The 13,742-nt window shown below is 37.0% G+C and carries 19 protein-coding genes; 11 read left to right on the top strand and 8 right to left on the bottom strand.

What is annotated here, in order from left to right; genetic code table 11:
• Window positions 1-45: 45 nt before the first annotated feature.
• From LBYS11_RS09725 to LBYS11_RS09735, 3 genes are all read right to left on the bottom strand, one after another.
• A complete protein-coding gene (locus LBYS11_RS09725) occupies window positions 46-996 on the bottom strand; it encodes a bile acid:sodium symporter family protein (protein ID WP_103117979.1) in 951 nt (316 codons plus the stop codon).
• A gap of 89 nt (window positions 997-1,085) precedes the next feature.
• Window positions 1,086-1,277, bottom strand: coding sequence for a hypothetical protein (locus LBYS11_RS09730; protein WP_054549391.1), 192 nt, complete (start codon window positions 1,275-1,277; stop codon window positions 1,086-1,088).
• 37 nt (window positions 1,278-1,314) lie between these two features.
• Window positions 1,315-1,848, bottom strand: coding sequence for an HXXEE domain-containing protein (locus LBYS11_RS09735; protein ID WP_103117980.1), 534 nt, complete (start codon window positions 1,846-1,848; stop codon window positions 1,315-1,317).
• A 151-nt stretch (window positions 1,849-1,999) separates the two neighbouring features.
• Here LBYS11_RS09735 and LBYS11_RS09740 point away from each other — a divergent pair, with 151 nt between their 5' ends.
• Entirely contained in the window at window positions 2,000-2,260 is a 261-nt protein-coding gene (locus LBYS11_RS09740; protein ID WP_103117981.1) for a hypothetical protein, read from the top strand.
• Between the two features lie 276 nt (window positions 2,261-2,536).
• The gene (locus LBYS11_RS09745) at window positions 2,537-4,309 is read left to right on the top strand and encodes an oleate hydratase (protein ID WP_066038265.1); all 1,773 of its coding nucleotides are present in this window, start codon (window positions 2,537-2,539) and stop codon (window positions 4,307-4,309) included.
• Window positions 4,310-4,495: 186 nt separating this feature from the next.
• On the opposite strand, the gene LBYS11_RS09750 is transcribed toward LBYS11_RS09745, so the two are convergent.
• Complete coding sequence (locus LBYS11_RS09750) at window positions 4,496-4,957, bottom strand: GNAT family N-acetyltransferase (protein WP_103117982.1); 462 nt, start codon at window positions 4,955-4,957, stop codon at window positions 4,496-4,498.
• Between the two features lie 77 nt (window positions 4,958-5,034).
• On the opposite strand from LBYS11_RS09750, the gene LBYS11_RS23575 reads away from it, so the two are divergent.
• The 6 genes from LBYS11_RS23575 to LBYS11_RS09780 all read left to right on the top strand — a co-directional run bounded on the left by LBYS11_RS23575 (window position 5,035) and on the right by LBYS11_RS09780 (window position 8,878).
• A complete protein-coding gene (locus LBYS11_RS23575) occupies window positions 5,035-5,280 on the top strand; it encodes a pyrimidine dimer DNA glycosylase/endonuclease V (RefSeq protein WP_233732664.1) in 246 nt (81 codons plus the stop codon).
• A 164-nt stretch (window positions 5,281-5,444) separates the two neighbouring features.
• The gene (locus LBYS11_RS09760; protein ID WP_103117983.1) at window positions 5,445-6,068 is read left to right on the top strand and encodes an HAD family hydrolase; all 624 of its coding nucleotides are present in this window, start codon (window positions 5,445-5,447) and stop codon (window positions 6,066-6,068) included.
• 417 nt (window positions 6,069-6,485) lie between these two features.
• The gene (locus LBYS11_RS09765; protein WP_004228545.1) at window positions 6,486-6,806 is read left to right on the top strand and encodes a PadR family transcriptional regulator; all 321 of its coding nucleotides are present in this window, start codon (window positions 6,486-6,488) and stop codon (window positions 6,804-6,806) included.
• 56 nt (window positions 6,807-6,862) lie between these two features.
• The gene (locus tag LBYS11_RS09770; RefSeq protein ID WP_036080890.1) at window positions 6,863-7,204 is read left to right on the top strand and encodes a DUF1048 domain-containing protein; all 342 of its coding nucleotides are present in this window, start codon (window positions 6,863-6,865) and stop codon (window positions 7,202-7,204) included.
• Window positions 7,205-7,368: 164 nt separating this feature from the next.
• On the top strand, window positions 7,369-8,139 hold the full coding sequence (locus tag LBYS11_RS09775; RefSeq protein WP_103117984.1) for an ABC transporter ATP-binding protein: 771 nt from the start codon (window positions 7,369-7,371) through the stop codon (window positions 8,137-8,139).
• Window positions 8,129-8,878, top strand: a complete 750-nt coding sequence (locus LBYS11_RS09780; protein WP_066038269.1) for an ABC transporter permease — start codon at window positions 8,129-8,131, stop codon at window positions 8,876-8,878. The genes LBYS11_RS09775 and LBYS11_RS09780 overlap by 11 nt, the downstream gene beginning before the upstream one ends.
• 102 nt (window positions 8,879-8,980) lie before the next feature.
• Here the strand turns inward: LBYS11_RS09780 and LBYS11_RS09785 are convergent, their stop codons facing one another.
• The gene (locus tag LBYS11_RS09785) at window positions 8,981-9,217 is read right to left on the bottom strand and encodes a DUF362 domain-containing protein (protein ID WP_103117985.1); all 237 of its coding nucleotides are present in this window, start codon (window positions 9,215-9,217) and stop codon (window positions 8,981-8,983) included.
• Between the two features lie 11 nt (window positions 9,218-9,228).
• A complete protein-coding gene (locus tag LBYS11_RS09790) occupies window positions 9,229-9,738 on the bottom strand; it encodes a YwhD family protein (RefSeq protein WP_103117986.1) in 510 nt (169 codons plus the stop codon).
• A gap of 587 nt (window positions 9,739-10,325) precedes the next feature.
• Between LBYS11_RS09790 and LBYS11_RS09795 the strand changes: the two genes are divergently transcribed.
• The 3 genes from LBYS11_RS09795 (at window position 10,326) to LBYS11_RS23225 (ending at window position 11,938) form a co-directional block, all read left to right on the top strand.
• A complete protein-coding gene (locus tag LBYS11_RS09795) occupies window positions 10,326-10,676 on the top strand; it encodes a PadR family transcriptional regulator (protein WP_048393791.1) in 351 nt (116 codons plus the stop codon).
• A complete protein-coding gene (locus tag LBYS11_RS09800; protein ID WP_103117987.1) occupies window positions 10,663-11,661 on the top strand; it encodes an HAAS signaling domain-containing protein in 999 nt (332 codons plus the stop codon). Before LBYS11_RS09795 ends, LBYS11_RS09800 begins: the two co-directional genes overlap by 14 nt.
• A gap of 139 nt (window positions 11,662-11,800) precedes the next feature.
• Window positions 11,801-11,938, top strand: a complete 138-nt coding sequence (locus tag LBYS11_RS23225) for a hypothetical protein (RefSeq protein WP_199768307.1) — start codon at window positions 11,801-11,803, stop codon at window positions 11,936-11,938.
• A gap of 152 nt (window positions 11,939-12,090) precedes the next feature.
• On the opposite strand, the gene LBYS11_RS09805 is transcribed toward LBYS11_RS23225, so the two are convergent.
• Both LBYS11_RS09805 and LBYS11_RS09810 read right to left on the bottom strand, forming a co-directional pair.
• Window positions 12,091-12,501, bottom strand: a complete 411-nt coding sequence (locus LBYS11_RS09805) for a DUF3888 domain-containing protein (protein ID WP_103117988.1) — start codon at window positions 12,499-12,501, stop codon at window positions 12,091-12,093.
• Window positions 12,502-12,973: 472 nt separating this feature from the next.
• Window positions 12,974-13,612 (bottom strand): hypothetical protein, encoded by a 639-nt coding sequence (locus LBYS11_RS09810; protein WP_103117989.1) that lies wholly within the window; start codon window positions 13,610-13,612, stop codon window positions 12,974-12,976.
• Between the last annotated feature and the right edge of the window lie 130 nt (window positions 13,613-13,742).

Below are 13,742 nucleotides of genomic sequence, written 5' to 3' on the forward strand. Positions count from 1 at the left end.
CTTCTTCTATTTAGTATAAGTGCAAACCTAAAATAAGAACACCGTCTATACGGTGCTCTTATCTGGTTTATACAAAGGATTCACCATCTTACTAAAAACGGAGGCTAGTACCTGTTGAAACAGCATACCGAACACAACAGGCATGGCGACTTTACCTGGAAAGTACGTTGTGGCCACGATGACACCGACTGCAATATTTCTCATGCCACCAGTAAAAACAAAGGTTGCCATTTGTGGACCGTCTTTTAACAGATATCGACCAATGACGTAAGCAAATAGATAGCCTGATACTGCAAGGAAGAACACTAAAAGCACCACGAAGAAGAGATGCATGTTGATATCCTTTAAGTAGGGAGCAATGGCACTGCTATTAATCAGTATGACCGCAAATAAACAAAGCTTTGAAAAAGGAGCAAGTTTTTTACCGATTTTTTTGGGGATGGCTCCTTTCGAAAGTTCATTCACTAAAATACCTAAAATCGTGGGTAAGACAATCATCCATAGTAAATTCAGAATCAGGGATGCCACATCCAACTCAATTTTTTCACCCGAAACGATATAGAGGATGAAGGGGAGAATGATGGGAGAAAGGAGCGTATCAATTAAAATAATTGATAAGCCTAACGGTAAGTTCCCTTTGCAAATATTGATCCAAATAACACTCGTTACACCTGTTGGAAGTGCAACTGCTAAGACAAAACCAACAGTCAACAAATGGTCATCAAACAAAACAGTGGATAAGAAATAAGCCCATAAAGGCATCAAGAGATGAAGAAAAAGGATGGAGAATAAAATGAGAACTGGATGCTTCATGAAAATTTTTACATCTTTAAATTTCATATGTAAGCTTCCTGAGAATGTCATGAAGGCAAATAGCCAGGAGACGAGGAATAATAAATGATGTCCAATACTTTCTAAGAATACACCTACAATTAAACTTAATGGTGTCAGGATCGCAATGTATTTTTGGAGAAATACATTTAGTTTTTCTAACATACAAAGACCTTCTTTTTTTATCTGATTTTATCACTTTTATTATAATCGTAGGTAAATTTACCACAAAAAAAGCAGAAGATTTACTCCTGCTAAGAATTTACATGTTTTTTATTGGTTTCTTTAGTGAACGGCATCCATACAATGCCTACGATCAATAAAATATTACCTGTCCACCTAACCCATAAATAATAAGGCTGGTCTTTTAAAAAGTACAACGAAGCTAGGATAATAACCATCCCAATACCAATCATTAATTTTAAATAAATCGGAGTTTTTGCCATTCTCCTGCCTCCTTTCTATCTTTTCATGAATATATATCTATATCACTCTTTTACCTATCCAATGCGCAGTAAAGACAATGGGGAAAAATAGTATGCCAAAAGGCAGGCTTATCAAAACGATATGCCAAGTAAGGATGCCACTAGTAAACAAAGATTTAAATAAAATAATGCTATAGGGAATAATGATGATGGCTGATGTTATAGCTCCTGGTGTAACAGAACGAAATAAGAGCGATTGTCCAATATGGGTAAAAGCATGGATAAAGAAAACAAGTGTAACAGCTGTGAAAAAATAGATAGTAAAAGTGACTCCATTTAGAAAATAGTAGTTAGCCAGAATGGTAGAGAGACTGACAAACAAGAAGATAAATAAGACAGCAACAGCAAATTGTGCGGTGCTCATTGAAAATTGTTTCACCACTTTATCGGCTATTTTTTGAGGTAATCTTTCATACAGCTTATGACGATTATGATGTAACCATTTCTCTACCATAATAATTTCTTCAAAATCATGAATAATAAATAAAATAGGAAACAACCAAATTAGTGTTTGAACATTCGACCATTCCATATGAATACCTCTCTCCTTATCACTATGCTGGAAGTGTTACTAGAAATACCATATTTATATAATATATGTTAATAATAACATATTAGAAAAAGTTGTAAGCTAAGATTCATTTATTATTGAATCTAATTATTAAGAAATCGGGGATGAAGCTGTGAGTGAAATCGATAAACGTAATAGACTAAACAAGGAACCATTCTCATATCAAACGACAAAAAAGGGGACTGTCGTTATTTATTATGAAGGCAAGCAAATTAAAATCGTCAAGGAGAAAGAGGCTGAGCGTCTACTAGCAAAAATTAAGCAGGTGGAGGGGCAGATAAAGGAAGTCCAGCTATTGTTAGCTAAAATTACGGGTAATTTTAAACGAGGTAACGAGAAATTGGCTAAACCTCAAAAAGGGAATGAAGGTTAAAAAAGATTTATTGAGATAATAATTATGCAAAGCTAATAGTAACTTATTGAATTGGTTTTTCCTTTTTAAGGCAGGCGTTAAGGGGGTTATTACGATTATTTACTGTATGGTTCTCTTTTATAAAAATACAAGCACTTGCTTTGTCCAATGAGAAGGGAAGATAAATTAACGCACAATTAGTGGATTTGAATTTTTTGTTAATTATTAGCTCATTTTACCATTTTGTCGATAACCTGTGTTATTCTATATTAGAATAATAAATTAGGAGGCGGTAATATGTATTACAGCAATGGTAACTATGAAGCTTTCGCACGTCCTAAAAAACCTGAGGGAGTCGATAAAAAGTCTGCTTATCTGATTGGCTCGGGACTAGCCTCACTTTCAGCAGCATGTTTTTTAATTCGTGATGGCCAAATGAAAGGTGAGAACATTCATATTCTTGAAGAGTTAGATATTTCAGGAGGAAGTCTAGATGGCATACTTAATCCGACGAGAGGGTTTATTATTCGCGGTGGACGAGAAATGGAAGATCATTTTGAATGCTTATGGGATTTATTCCGTTCCATTCCTTCGTTAGAAGTAGAAAATGCTTCCGTTTTAGATGAATTTTATTGGCTTAATAAAGAGGATCCTAATTATTCAAAATGTCGATTAATGAAGGATAGAGGCCAAAGACTTGAGGATGATGGCAAGTTCACTTTATCAGACAAATCCTCAGAAGAAATGATTAAATTATTCTTTACGCCTGAGGAAAAATTAGAGGACAAAAAAATCACAGATGTTTTCTCAGATGAATTTTTTGAATCGAATTTTTGGCTCTATTGGTCCACAATGTTTGCGTTTGAAAAATGGCATTCTGCGATGGAAATGCGTCGTTATATTATGCGTTTCATTCATCATATTGGCGGATTACCAGATTTATCGGCCTTAAAATTTACAAAGTATAATCAGTATGAATCGCTCGTGCTGCCAATGATTAAATACTTAGAAAGTCATGATGTTGATTTCCAATATAATACGGTTGTAGAAAATGTTTTAGTTGATAAGGTAGGAGACAAAAAAGTAGCTCATACATTGGTGTTACGAAAAGATGGTGTGAAAAAGAATATTGAACTAACAGAAAATGAGTTAGTGTTTGTGACAAATGGTAGTATTACAGAAAGTACAACATACGGGGATAATAATACGCCAGCCCCTATCAATAAAGATTTAGGTGGCAGCTGGTCCCTGTGGAAAAATATCGCTGCCCAAGGTGAAGAGTTTGGTCGACCAGAAAAGTTCTGCGATAATCTACCAGAGGAAAGCTGGTTTGTTTCAGCTACCCTTACAACATTAGATGATCGTGTGGCTCCATATATTGAAAAAATCAGTAAAAGGGACCCATACGCTGGTAAGGTCGTAACAGGAGGGATTGTTACAGCTACTGATTCTAATTGGATGCTAAGCTATACATTGAACCGACAACCTCACTTTAAAAATCAACCAAAGGACCAATTAGTTGTTTGGATTTATGGCTTACTATCAAACAAGCCAGGTGATTTTATTAAAAAAAGTATTACGGAATGTACAGGTATTGAGATTGCACAAGAGTGGTTATACCATATGGGTGTACCAGTGGATGAAATTCCAGACATTGCACAAAATTCTTGCAATACGATTCCATGCTATATGCCTTACATCACTTCTTATTTCATGCCAAGAGCAATGGGTGATCGTCCACTTGTTGTGCCAGAAGGATCAGCTAATTTAGCCTTTATTGGCAACTTCAGCGAAACAGCAAAAGATACAGTCTTTACTACTGAATATTCCGTAAGAACGGCGATGGAGGCAGTCTATCAACTATTAACGATTGACCGAGGTGTGCCAGAGGTGTTTGCGTCTGCCTTTGATGTTCGCACATTATTAGCATCAACGGCTCGTTTACTGGATGGTAAAAAACTAACAGATATTGATGCACCATTTATCTTAAAGCAAATCGGTAAATTGGGTATTCATAAAACAAAGGATACAATCATTTATGATTTACTGAAAGAAAGTAAACTAATATAGTGTTGAAAAAGAGACAAAGCAGTTTGAGGGGCTTTGTCTCTTTTTTTATAGCCAGTCTTTTACATAGGCAAGTAAACCGATAAACGCACCTAACCCCATGCCAATAAAGACAGGCACTATGAGGTTGGCTTTCTTGTGTACGGTTTTCATTTCTTCCATTGAAATCCCTTCTTTCCCATCACATACTTAAAATTCTAAGCGCATCGTTTGGTTCGTATCCTTGAACCCGTGTTTTTCATATAAGGATTTAGCGCCTTTATTTTCAGTCAATACATTTAACTCCAGATAGTCCAAGTGACGATAGGCTGCCCATTTTTTCGCTTCATCTAATAAAGCAGACCCAATTCCTTTGTTTTGGTAATACTTGCCAACAATCACATCCACAATAAAAGCATATTTGTGTTCAACCAAGCAAGTATAGGGTGGGGTCGTCGTTTCTTTAATAAGCAAAAAGCCTACTACTTCGTTCTCGAATGTTGCGATTAAAATATCTGAATCATCCTCAATGATCGTAAACCTGATAAAGTTGGCATCTTGTTTGGCAGGTTTGATATATTTAGGTTGAAGAATCGACATCTCTAAAAAAAGCTCTTGGTATAAACGCTCAATTTGTGGAATTTCATCGAGCGTTGCAGTTTTTATTTCCATACTATCCCTCCGTCAGTTTAGTATCATAGTAAGTAATATTTTACATTAATGGTTGATTAATAGAAAGGAGAAGGCACATGAGGTTATGGCATATAGATTTAATTGCGTATCTACCAAAAGGACAACTACTGTCGCAGTGGAGAGAGCTAAATAGCATATTTGCGAAAGAGGATCAGCATATACTGATTAATTATATATACGAATACCCAAAAGAAGATTTGTATTTGTATACAGAAAAAGTCATGGATGAAATGAAGAAGCGGGGTTATCAAATTCGAACCTACGAAAAAAGAATAACTACTTTAAGGGTTTGGGCCCAGTAAAGGATAGGAGACCCTTTCAACAGCATCATAATCAGGAATATCTTGAAATATGTTTTTATAATTTAAAGGAGAAATTTATAAGAGGCCAGAAGGATTATGAAGAGGAATTGTATCAGCAATTATGCACATATATAAATAACGTGCTTTAACTAGGAGGGTTATACATGTTAAGAGCGATTATATTTGATGTAGATGGAACGATTTTGGATACGGAGCAAGCGATTTTACAGTCTTTGCAAAGAACCTTACGAGAAGAAACAAAACAGGACTATCCCTTTGAGGCATTACGATTTGCTTTAGGCATCCCAGGAAAAGATGCATTGCAGAGGCTTAATGTGGATGACATAGAGGCTGTGCATCAGAAATGGTCTGCGGCTGTGCTTGATTTTTCACATGAAGTGGCTGTTTTCGAAAGTCTAGAGGAAGTTATTCAGCACCTTGCAACAAAGCCACTACAATTAGGGATTGTCACTTCTAAAACAGCGCAAGAGGTAGTGGATGAGTTTGAGCCGTTTGGGTTAAGTGAGTATTTCCAGCATATTGTAAGTGCCAGTGATACGGAAAAGCATAAACCACACCCAGAGCCGCTGTTAAAATGTCTGGACGCATTACAGGTAGCACCAGAAGAGGCCATCTATATTGGTGATTCTATCTATGATTTCCAATGCGCAAAGCAAGCAGGCGCTAAATTTGCCCTTGCCCATTGGGGAACCAAATCCACCATTGGCTTTGAGGAGGCAGATTACGTTTTTTATGAGCCAAAGGATATTTTAGCAATCGTTAAGTAGCATGAAAAATAGAAGATGGTGTCCTATATTTCACACCATCTTTGTCTATTACATGGTAGGAGGAAGGTAAATAGTTAAGAAGATTAAGACAGTCAAATTCCTTAAATCTACACTCACATGGGATAGGATATTGAACGTAAATAAATGGCTCACCTGATATGGATAAGTACAGTCGCTTCATAAGAATGTGAAAACTTAATGAAGGAACATGGAGTTGCGAGTTGCGTAGGCAGCTCTGTTTTTCTTTCTTGAATAGTGGCATCAAAAAATTTATAAGAAAAGTAATTGACACCCAAACTACTCGGTGTTACTATGTAGTTGTAATAAGTAATACTTAATAGCTTCTCGAAAGCGAAAAAATTTTACCTAAGTACTAAGTTGTACAGAATAGTAAAGCAAATAGAGGTGGTTCTGCATATGGAAAATTTAACGGAGATGCTGAAGGGGTCCCTGGAAGGCTGCGTACTGGAAATCATTAGCCGTCATGAAACCTATGGATACGAAATTACCCGACGCCTGAACGAGTTAGGGTTCACTGAAGTCGTGGAAGGGACGGTCTACACCATCCTCGTGCGTTTAGAGAAAAAAAAACTGGTGAATATTCAAAAGAAACCATCAGATATGGGACCGCCCCGCAAGTTTTACTCACTTAATGAGGCTGGACGTGACGAACTAAAATTATTTTGGGAAAAGTGGGATTTTATCTCGTCAAAAATCAATGCTCTAAAGTCTTTTTAGTTTCATATGATAATGCGTCTGAACTTTAGTTTGATAATACAAAGGAGGAAAATAACGTGATCGAATTGTTCAAAAAAATGATGGGTGATAAAAAAGAGTACAAGATGATGATGGCACGGGTCGAACAACTACCAGAGGATTACCAATTTGTGTTTAAAAAAATTCAAAACTACATGTGGAATTTCACAGTGGGTAATGGGATGGATATGCTGCATATGCAATATGAATTGATCGAGTTGTTCGAGGCTGGGGCAGCAGAAGGCAGGAAAGTGCTGGAAATCACTGGCGAAGATGTAGCGTCTTTTGCTGATGAGCTAGTGGCAAACGCAAAAACCTATATCGCCAAGTATCGTGAAGATTTAAATCAAAGTATTTTGAATCGATTAGGAAAAAAATAAATGGGTCAGTAATACCGACTGAATAGCTACTTGTTCATTGTTGCCTTCGCTATTCAGTTTTAATTTTAAACGGTACTAAGTTATACAGATTATCAGTCAGACTAAGTAGTTAAGGAAGGGTAATCTAACTCTGCAAAGAGATTTTTAAAAAGGGAGGAAAAAGGATGAGCAAAGATACGATTTCTGTAAAAGGGTTAAAAAAATCTTTTAAAGAAAAGGAAGTTTTAAAGGGCGTGGATTTTGAGGTGCGGCGTGGCGAAATTTTCGCATTGTTAGGCTCAAATGGAGCAGGGAAAACGACGATAATCAATATTCTCTCCACATTGATGAAATCTGATGGTGGCAAAGTAGGGATTTGCGGTTTTGATGTCCAGCACCAACCAGATCATGTTCGTCAGAGCATCAGCCTAACAGGGCAGTTCGCCACTTTAGACGGTATGCTAACAGGGCGGGAAAACCTGATCATGATTGCCAAGTTGCGAGGGGTTTCCAATCCCGCTCAAACAGCAGACAATCTACTCGCAAGATTCAGCCTGACAGATGCGGGCAATCGTCGGGCAGACAATTTTTCTGGCGGGATGCGGCGCCGACTTGACATTGCCATGAGCATGATTGGGTCGCCAGCGGTTATTTTTCTAGACGAACCAACGACAGGGCTTGATCCTGAAGCACGAATGGAAGTCTGGGAAACAGTCAAGGAGCTTGCGGATGGTGGCACGACCATCTTGCTAACGACCCAGTATCTGGAGGAAGCCGAACAACTGGCGGATCGTATTGCCATCCTACATGAAGGAAAAATTATAACGACAGGCACCCTTCTAGAACTTAAAGAGATGTTCCCACCTGCGAAAGTAGAGTACATTGAGAAGCAGCCAACACTTGAGGACATTTTCCTCGCCATCATTGGCAAAAAGGAGGATTTAAATGAAGAGTAAAACATGGGTATTGCTAGGGCGTTTAATGCGTAACATTATGCGCAGCCCAGATACAATAATTACGGTGGCGATTACGCCAATTATGATGATGCTACTATTTGTCTACGTATTTGGTGGTGCAATAGAGACAGGTACAGCCAACTACGTCAATTATTTATTGCCAGGAATCTTATTGATGGCCATTGCATCGGGCTGCGCTTACACTTCCGCACGGCTGTTTACAGATAGAAAGAGTGGGCTGATGGCACGTTTTATCACCATGCCCATCAAGCGGTCGTCTGTATTGTGGGCTCACGTGTTGGCCTCGCTTATTTCCAACGCACTTACTGTTGTAGTCGTTATCCTTGTTGCGTTCTTGATGGGTTTCCGTTCTAGTACGGATCTCTTGGATTGGTTTGCGGTAGCTGGCATACTAGGGCTGTTTACGCTAGCACTGACATGGTTGGCAGTCATTCCTGGATTAGCAGCAGGGTCTATGGAGGGGGCAACAGCCTATTCGTACCCGCTAATTTTCCTGCCCTTTATCAGTTCGGCCTTTGTTCCCACGGAAACCATGCCTAAAATTATCCGTGCGTTTGCTGAGAACCAGCCCGTTACCTCAATCGTCAATGCAATTCGCGCTCTCTTATATGAAGGCTCTGTTAGTAATGATATCTGGCCCGCTCTTATGTGGTGCATCGGCATCATGGTCATCGCATATTTTTTCGCCATTAAACAATTTAAACGCCAGTTAGGCTAAATTCGTCATTATCAAATAAGCCATACGAAAAAGTCGATTTCTTATTGTATAGGAAATCGACTTGTTCTCGCTTCTATTCAATCTATATGGATAAAGACAATGCTAATTTCGAAAATGATTTCGTACTAGAAGGGTTGCTGACTGATATTCAGAAGGCAAATCATCCTCAAAATAAATCGCTTCTACTGGACAAACTAATTCACAAGCTCCACAATCAATGCAAAGATCTGGATCAATTACATATTGGGTATCTGTCATAACAATGCAATTTACTGGACAGACATCCAAACAGACAGCCGCTTTTTCATCCCTGCATAATTCTGTAATTACAAATGCCATTATAAATCCTCCTATACAGACAACTGGTGTTTTAATTCTTCGGGTGAGTGTTTCCAATACGCTTCATTAAATTTAGATAAAAACTGAAAAAGTAGCTTTTTAGAATGACTATCCATATGCTGCAAGAGAAATTTCCCTTTCAGTGCCTTATCTAAATAATTTACCTGCTCTGGCAAAGATTTATAGCCAAGCTTAATACGACGTTCTTCTTTTGATACCCGTACTTCACTTGCGGTACATCCCGCATAATAGGGGCCATTTTGATTAACCTGAATCGCTACCCAAACTATCCAATAACGATAATAATCGCTACTAGCATGAGCTAGATCAGGTGAAAAACGAACTTTTTTTTCAATTTTACTTCGTCCGTGTAAGGCTTCTAAATCTATAAACACGTGCTCTTTTTCACAATCTATAATAATTGACGTTACATTATTTAGATCAAGGGTACCTACTCCGTAACCTCCATCTCCGTCAGTTGAATCGTTACTTAAAATTGTAAAATGCATTTTCTCTTTCATAGAAGTCACCTCGACACATTTGTATTTCCTTATTAATAAATAGTTAATCGGTCTGAACATACAGTTTTTGCTCATAGCAAAAACGCATAAAAAAAACATCACTGTACGCTACGTTGTACAAGATGTTCTACCTGTTGGTAATTTTTCAAGTACAAATCTAACAAACACATTACGTATAGTTTTTATAAATTAAGATACTTGAACGTTTTAGTAGTAATTTTTTTCTATACGTAATGGTTGTCTAGGATTTTTCCTTATACTTTTATCGTTAAAAAGTATAAATACAATATAACGTCTAACATCAATGATTGTCTTCAGACTAATGTCTGAAATGTTATGTATTGGAAATTTGACGATAATACAGTGATTGGACCTTTAATTAGCAGAAGGTTGTTGCTATAAATTTTGCCTTTCCGATTTAATTGGTAGAAACCAAGCAGCTGAAAAAGGGACTAAGACTCCTGAAAACAGCTAATTTTTCTATAAAGGACAATAAAATTGCTTGTTGTTGTAACAACAATAGTGTACGATACATAGTATAAGTTATACAGTGTATGTCATATAGTAAGTGAAATTGAGGTGAGTGAATGAGTACGTTACTGAATTCATTAATGACAGAACTTAGGAGAGGAACACTGACATTAGCCGTTTTAAGTCAATTACGAACACCGCAGTATGGATATTCACTTGTTCAATTATTGGAAGATTCGGGCATTAACATTGATCAAAGTACCTTATATCCATTGCTTCGCCGTTTAGAAAAACAAGAGTTAGTGACAAGTAGCTGGGAAACCTCTGAGAGTAGACCCCGCAAGTATTATGTATTAAGTGAATTTGGATTAGACGTCTTTTTGCAATTGAAACGAGAATGGATTAATAATTCAAAAGAACTTTATGAGCTACTAAAAGGAGATGAGGATAAAGATGAATCTGACTGAAATTTATATTCAAGAAGTCACGCGGAGGCTACCTGAAAAAAATCGTGAGGATATCGCACTTGAGTTACGATCAACTATTGAGGATATGTTACCTGATGATTACCATGAGCATGATGTAAAGGAAGTGCTGGAAAAGTTAGGGAATCCAGCGGCGTTAGCGAGCGGTTATCGTGATCAACCAATGCATTTAATCGGCCCTCGCTATTTTGATGTATACCTCTCGTTACTAAAAATGATTATTCCCATTGCCGCTGTCATTGCGGTAATCTCAATGATTGCTGAATATTTTATTAGTTTTGGTGGGGAAGAGGCGGTTATGAATGCTGTCCTCAATATGATGGGTGAAGGAATATGGAGAATCATTGAAGTAGGCATACATGTCTTTTTCTGGCTAACGGTCGTATTCGTCATTTTGGAACGTACTGATAAAGGAAAAGAGCAGCATCCATTATCAGCAAGCCTAAAAAAATGGACTCCCGAAGATCTGAAAACCGTCATTTATATTCCTAAGAAAAAGGCAATTACCAAGCTTGAAGTATTTGGCTATTTAATGTGGACGGCCATTTGGGCAACTTTTTATTTTTATGCAAATCATCTTTTAGGTATATATAAAGATGGTGGAGAGGGTCTCGAATTCGTAATGCCAGCTTTAAATCAGGATGTTTTACTTCATTATTGGCCCATTGTGATCGTTGTCATTGCTCTCGAAATTGGGTTAGCTCTCTACAAACTACTGAAAGGTCAATGGACGAAAAAGGTGGCAATCTTTAATACAATTGTGGAGCTTTTCGCAACCGGAGTATTCATTGTGATAGTAAGTAATCCGAATTTAATGAACCAAGAAAGTATCGCGTACATGAGTAATTTATTTACCACCTCTACTAATCAATTTGAAATATGGCTAATTGGCGGCATAATTATTATATTTGTTGTATCTGCGGCAATCAGTATATTCGACGGCTTCCGCAAGGCTCGAATCCGTTAATTCATCGTTGTTTAGCATTAATTAGTACGCAACCATGGATACTTTACTTAAAGATGGCCTCCGTATAGAGCCATCTTTTTCTTTTGAAATCTATGTAGGATGAAGTGAAATTACATAAATAAACAGTGGGGGAAGTAAAATGGATTTACTAATTGGAATAGCAATTGTACTAATTGTGTTTTTCTCTTCAAGCATAATAGAGAGAAAGTTAAAATCGATTGAAAGGCAAAACAATCGCATAATAGAAATACTAGCAGAAATAAGAGATAGAAAATAAATAGATCGTCTATGAACAACGAAGTTTAGTATAACAATGAAATACCCCATCAAAGTAAGACAAGCTTTGATGGGGTGCTTTTATGATTCACAGATAAAAAAATCGCATGACATTCAATAAAGGGACAAGCTTACAATTTTAATGGGAAGGTATTATTCAGGCGGATATTTATACGTTTTGAGATGTGTGTGATGAATCAATTTAACATCAGGTCCTGAAGAAATTTCATAGGTCATTCGATCCTTTCCAATAGGAATCCATTGTCCGCCATCCGTAGGTTCAATTTCAAATGTAATTTGCATTTGAAAGCCTCGGAAATGATTTCTTTTTGTATCAATTACTTCAATTTTCCAAGGCGTAATATGAGGGGAAACATCCTTTCTAATCTTTGAATAATAATTGGTCAAATCTTCTTCAATATAAGGAGTAAGCAAAAGCATGAGCATATCCTGCAATCTCAGCTCGTTAGAATCCTGTGTTGGTTCAGCTGTTGAAGCGGATATTGTTTGAAATGAAGGAACTAGTACAAGGGGGAATATAAAGACGAGTAACATCTTTTTCATTTTCTTCTACACCTCTTTGTGATCTTTCCCTAATGCATTGTATTGTTACCTTTATGGAATGAAGTATGTATGATCGAAGTAAAGGTGTTCGAGTATAGGTTATACAAATAATTGAAGATATTTTCTAACATGACGATTTGCAAAAAATAAGCTGCGATACGGTTCATCACAATAAATGGTGTGGAACCAATCATTTTGACGGGGCCTTGCTATACTTTGACCAACATAGGTATTCGATAAAAAATTTAAAATAACCTCTAACATAAATCTGCGTTCCATCATAACGAAAGTATTATATGTATGGGATGGCGATGAAGTGTGCAATAGGCAAAAAATAGAAGGGGCACAGATGGAAGTGCCCCTTAGTAACAAATCGGGAGGTGCCATGTTAAACGAATTCGCTTAACACTACTTCTATTTATATGATAAGATTACTTGGTTTTATAGACCATCATCTTGCATATGCTAAAATTTACACATTGTAGCGAAGAATAGCTGTTATCCAGTCCTTTACTAATAGTTGCCATTGGAGCTGTGAACTATCTAAGGGAAGAGAAAGACTTTGCAGCTCTTTAGGGAGCAAGTGTATTTTATGGCGTATCATTTCATTGTCAGGTGATTCTGTATCGATAAATAAAAGATAGCGTCCGATTAAATCTTCCTTATACATAGATGGATAATCAAGGGCTTTTAATACACGTGTAGAAAATTCCACACCATTTAGGTTTACTTCAAAATGTCCCCGCACATTAAATTCACAGTGAATATGTGTACCAGATAATCGACGTAGCGCTTGTAGGAAAGCAGCTAATGTTCTTTCACTAATGAAAGAGGTTTTCCAATAGTATTGACTTTCTTCATGTTTACTTGAATTAGCATCATATGTATCATATCTTATTTCTAATGTTTCTTCGGTTTCGTCAGATTTTTTCCTAGTGAGGTAGTGCCGAGCAATTTTTTTAATGGTGTGATGATTTAAGTCACATCCATAGCTGAGAATAGTTACTTGTCTACGTTGTGCTTTGGCAAATAACCGCATTTCTAAATTTGCATCACTATTTAAATCCCAGCCATAGCGTGGATTGTAATGAATACATGTACTTTTGTTCATTGCGACCTCCTTTTTGCCATGTCTACTAACATTATAAATAATTTTGTCTAATTTTCCTTATTTTTCTTTTAAAAATGAAACTTTTGGATTTTAAGTTTCGTATAAACTGGAAAATACTTTTTTAGGAGGT

Source organism: Lysinibacillus sp. YS11 (genome assembly GCF_002896375.1).
Taxonomy (GTDB): Bacteria; Bacillota; Bacilli; order Bacillales_A; family Planococcaceae; genus Lysinibacillus; species Lysinibacillus capsici.

Bases quoted from the DNA above. Each gene is read 5' to 3' on its own strand.
- LBYS11_RS09725 (WP_103117979.1), bottom strand. From the start codon at position 996: ATGTTAGAAAAACTAAATGTATTTCTCCAAAAATACATTGCGATCCTG.
- LBYS11_RS09730 (WP_054549391.1), bottom strand. From the start codon at position 1,277: ATGGCAAAAACTCCGATTTATTTAAAATTAATGATTGGTATTGGGATG.
- LBYS11_RS09735 (WP_103117980.1), bottom strand. From the start codon at position 1,848: ATGGAATGGTCGAATGTTCAAACACTAATTTGGTTGTTTCCTATTTTA.
- LBYS11_RS09745 (WP_066038265.1), top strand. From the start codon at position 2,537: ATGTATTACAGCAATGGTAACTATGAAGCTTTCGCACGTCCTAAAAAA.
- LBYS11_RS09750 (WP_103117982.1), bottom strand. From the start codon at position 4,957: ATGGAAATAAAAACTGCAACGCTCGATGAAATTCCACAAATTGAGCGT.
- LBYS11_RS23575 (WP_233732664.1), top strand. From the start codon at position 5,035: ATGAGGTTATGGCATATAGATTTAATTGCGTATCTACCAAAAGGACAA.
- LBYS11_RS09760 (WP_103117983.1), top strand. From the start codon at position 5,445: ATGTTAAGAGCGATTATATTTGATGTAGATGGAACGATTTTGGATACG.
- LBYS11_RS09765 (WP_004228545.1), top strand. From the start codon at position 6,486: ATGGAAAATTTAACGGAGATGCTGAAGGGGTCCCTGGAAGGCTGCGTA.
- LBYS11_RS09775 (WP_103117984.1), top strand. From the start codon at position 7,369: ATGAGCAAAGATACGATTTCTGTAAAAGGGTTAAAAAAATCTTTTAAA.
- LBYS11_RS09780 (WP_066038269.1), top strand. From the start codon at position 8,129: ATGAAGAGTAAAACATGGGTATTGCTAGGGCGTTTAATGCGTAACATT.
- LBYS11_RS09785 (WP_103117985.1), bottom strand. From the start codon at position 9,217: ATGGCATTTGTAATTACAGAATTATGCAGGGATGAAAAAGCGGCTGTC.
- LBYS11_RS09790 (WP_103117986.1), bottom strand. From the start codon at position 9,738: ATGAAAGAGAAAATGCATTTTACAATTTTAAGTAACGATTCAACTGAC.
- LBYS11_RS09795 (WP_048393791.1), top strand. From the start codon at position 10,326: ATGAGTACGTTACTGAATTCATTAATGACAGAACTTAGGAGAGGAACA.
- LBYS11_RS09800 (WP_103117987.1), top strand. From the start codon at position 10,663: ATGAATCTGACTGAAATTTATATTCAAGAAGTCACGCGGAGGCTACCT.
- LBYS11_RS23225 (WP_199768307.1), top strand. From the start codon at position 11,801: ATGGATTTACTAATTGGAATAGCAATTGTACTAATTGTGTTTTTCTCT.
- LBYS11_RS09805 (WP_103117988.1), bottom strand. From the start codon at position 12,501: ATGAAAAAGATGTTACTCGTCTTTATATTCCCCCTTGTACTAGTTCCT.
- LBYS11_RS09810 (WP_103117989.1), bottom strand. From the start codon at position 13,612: ATGAACAAAAGTACATGTATTCATTACAATCCACGCTATGGCTGGGAT.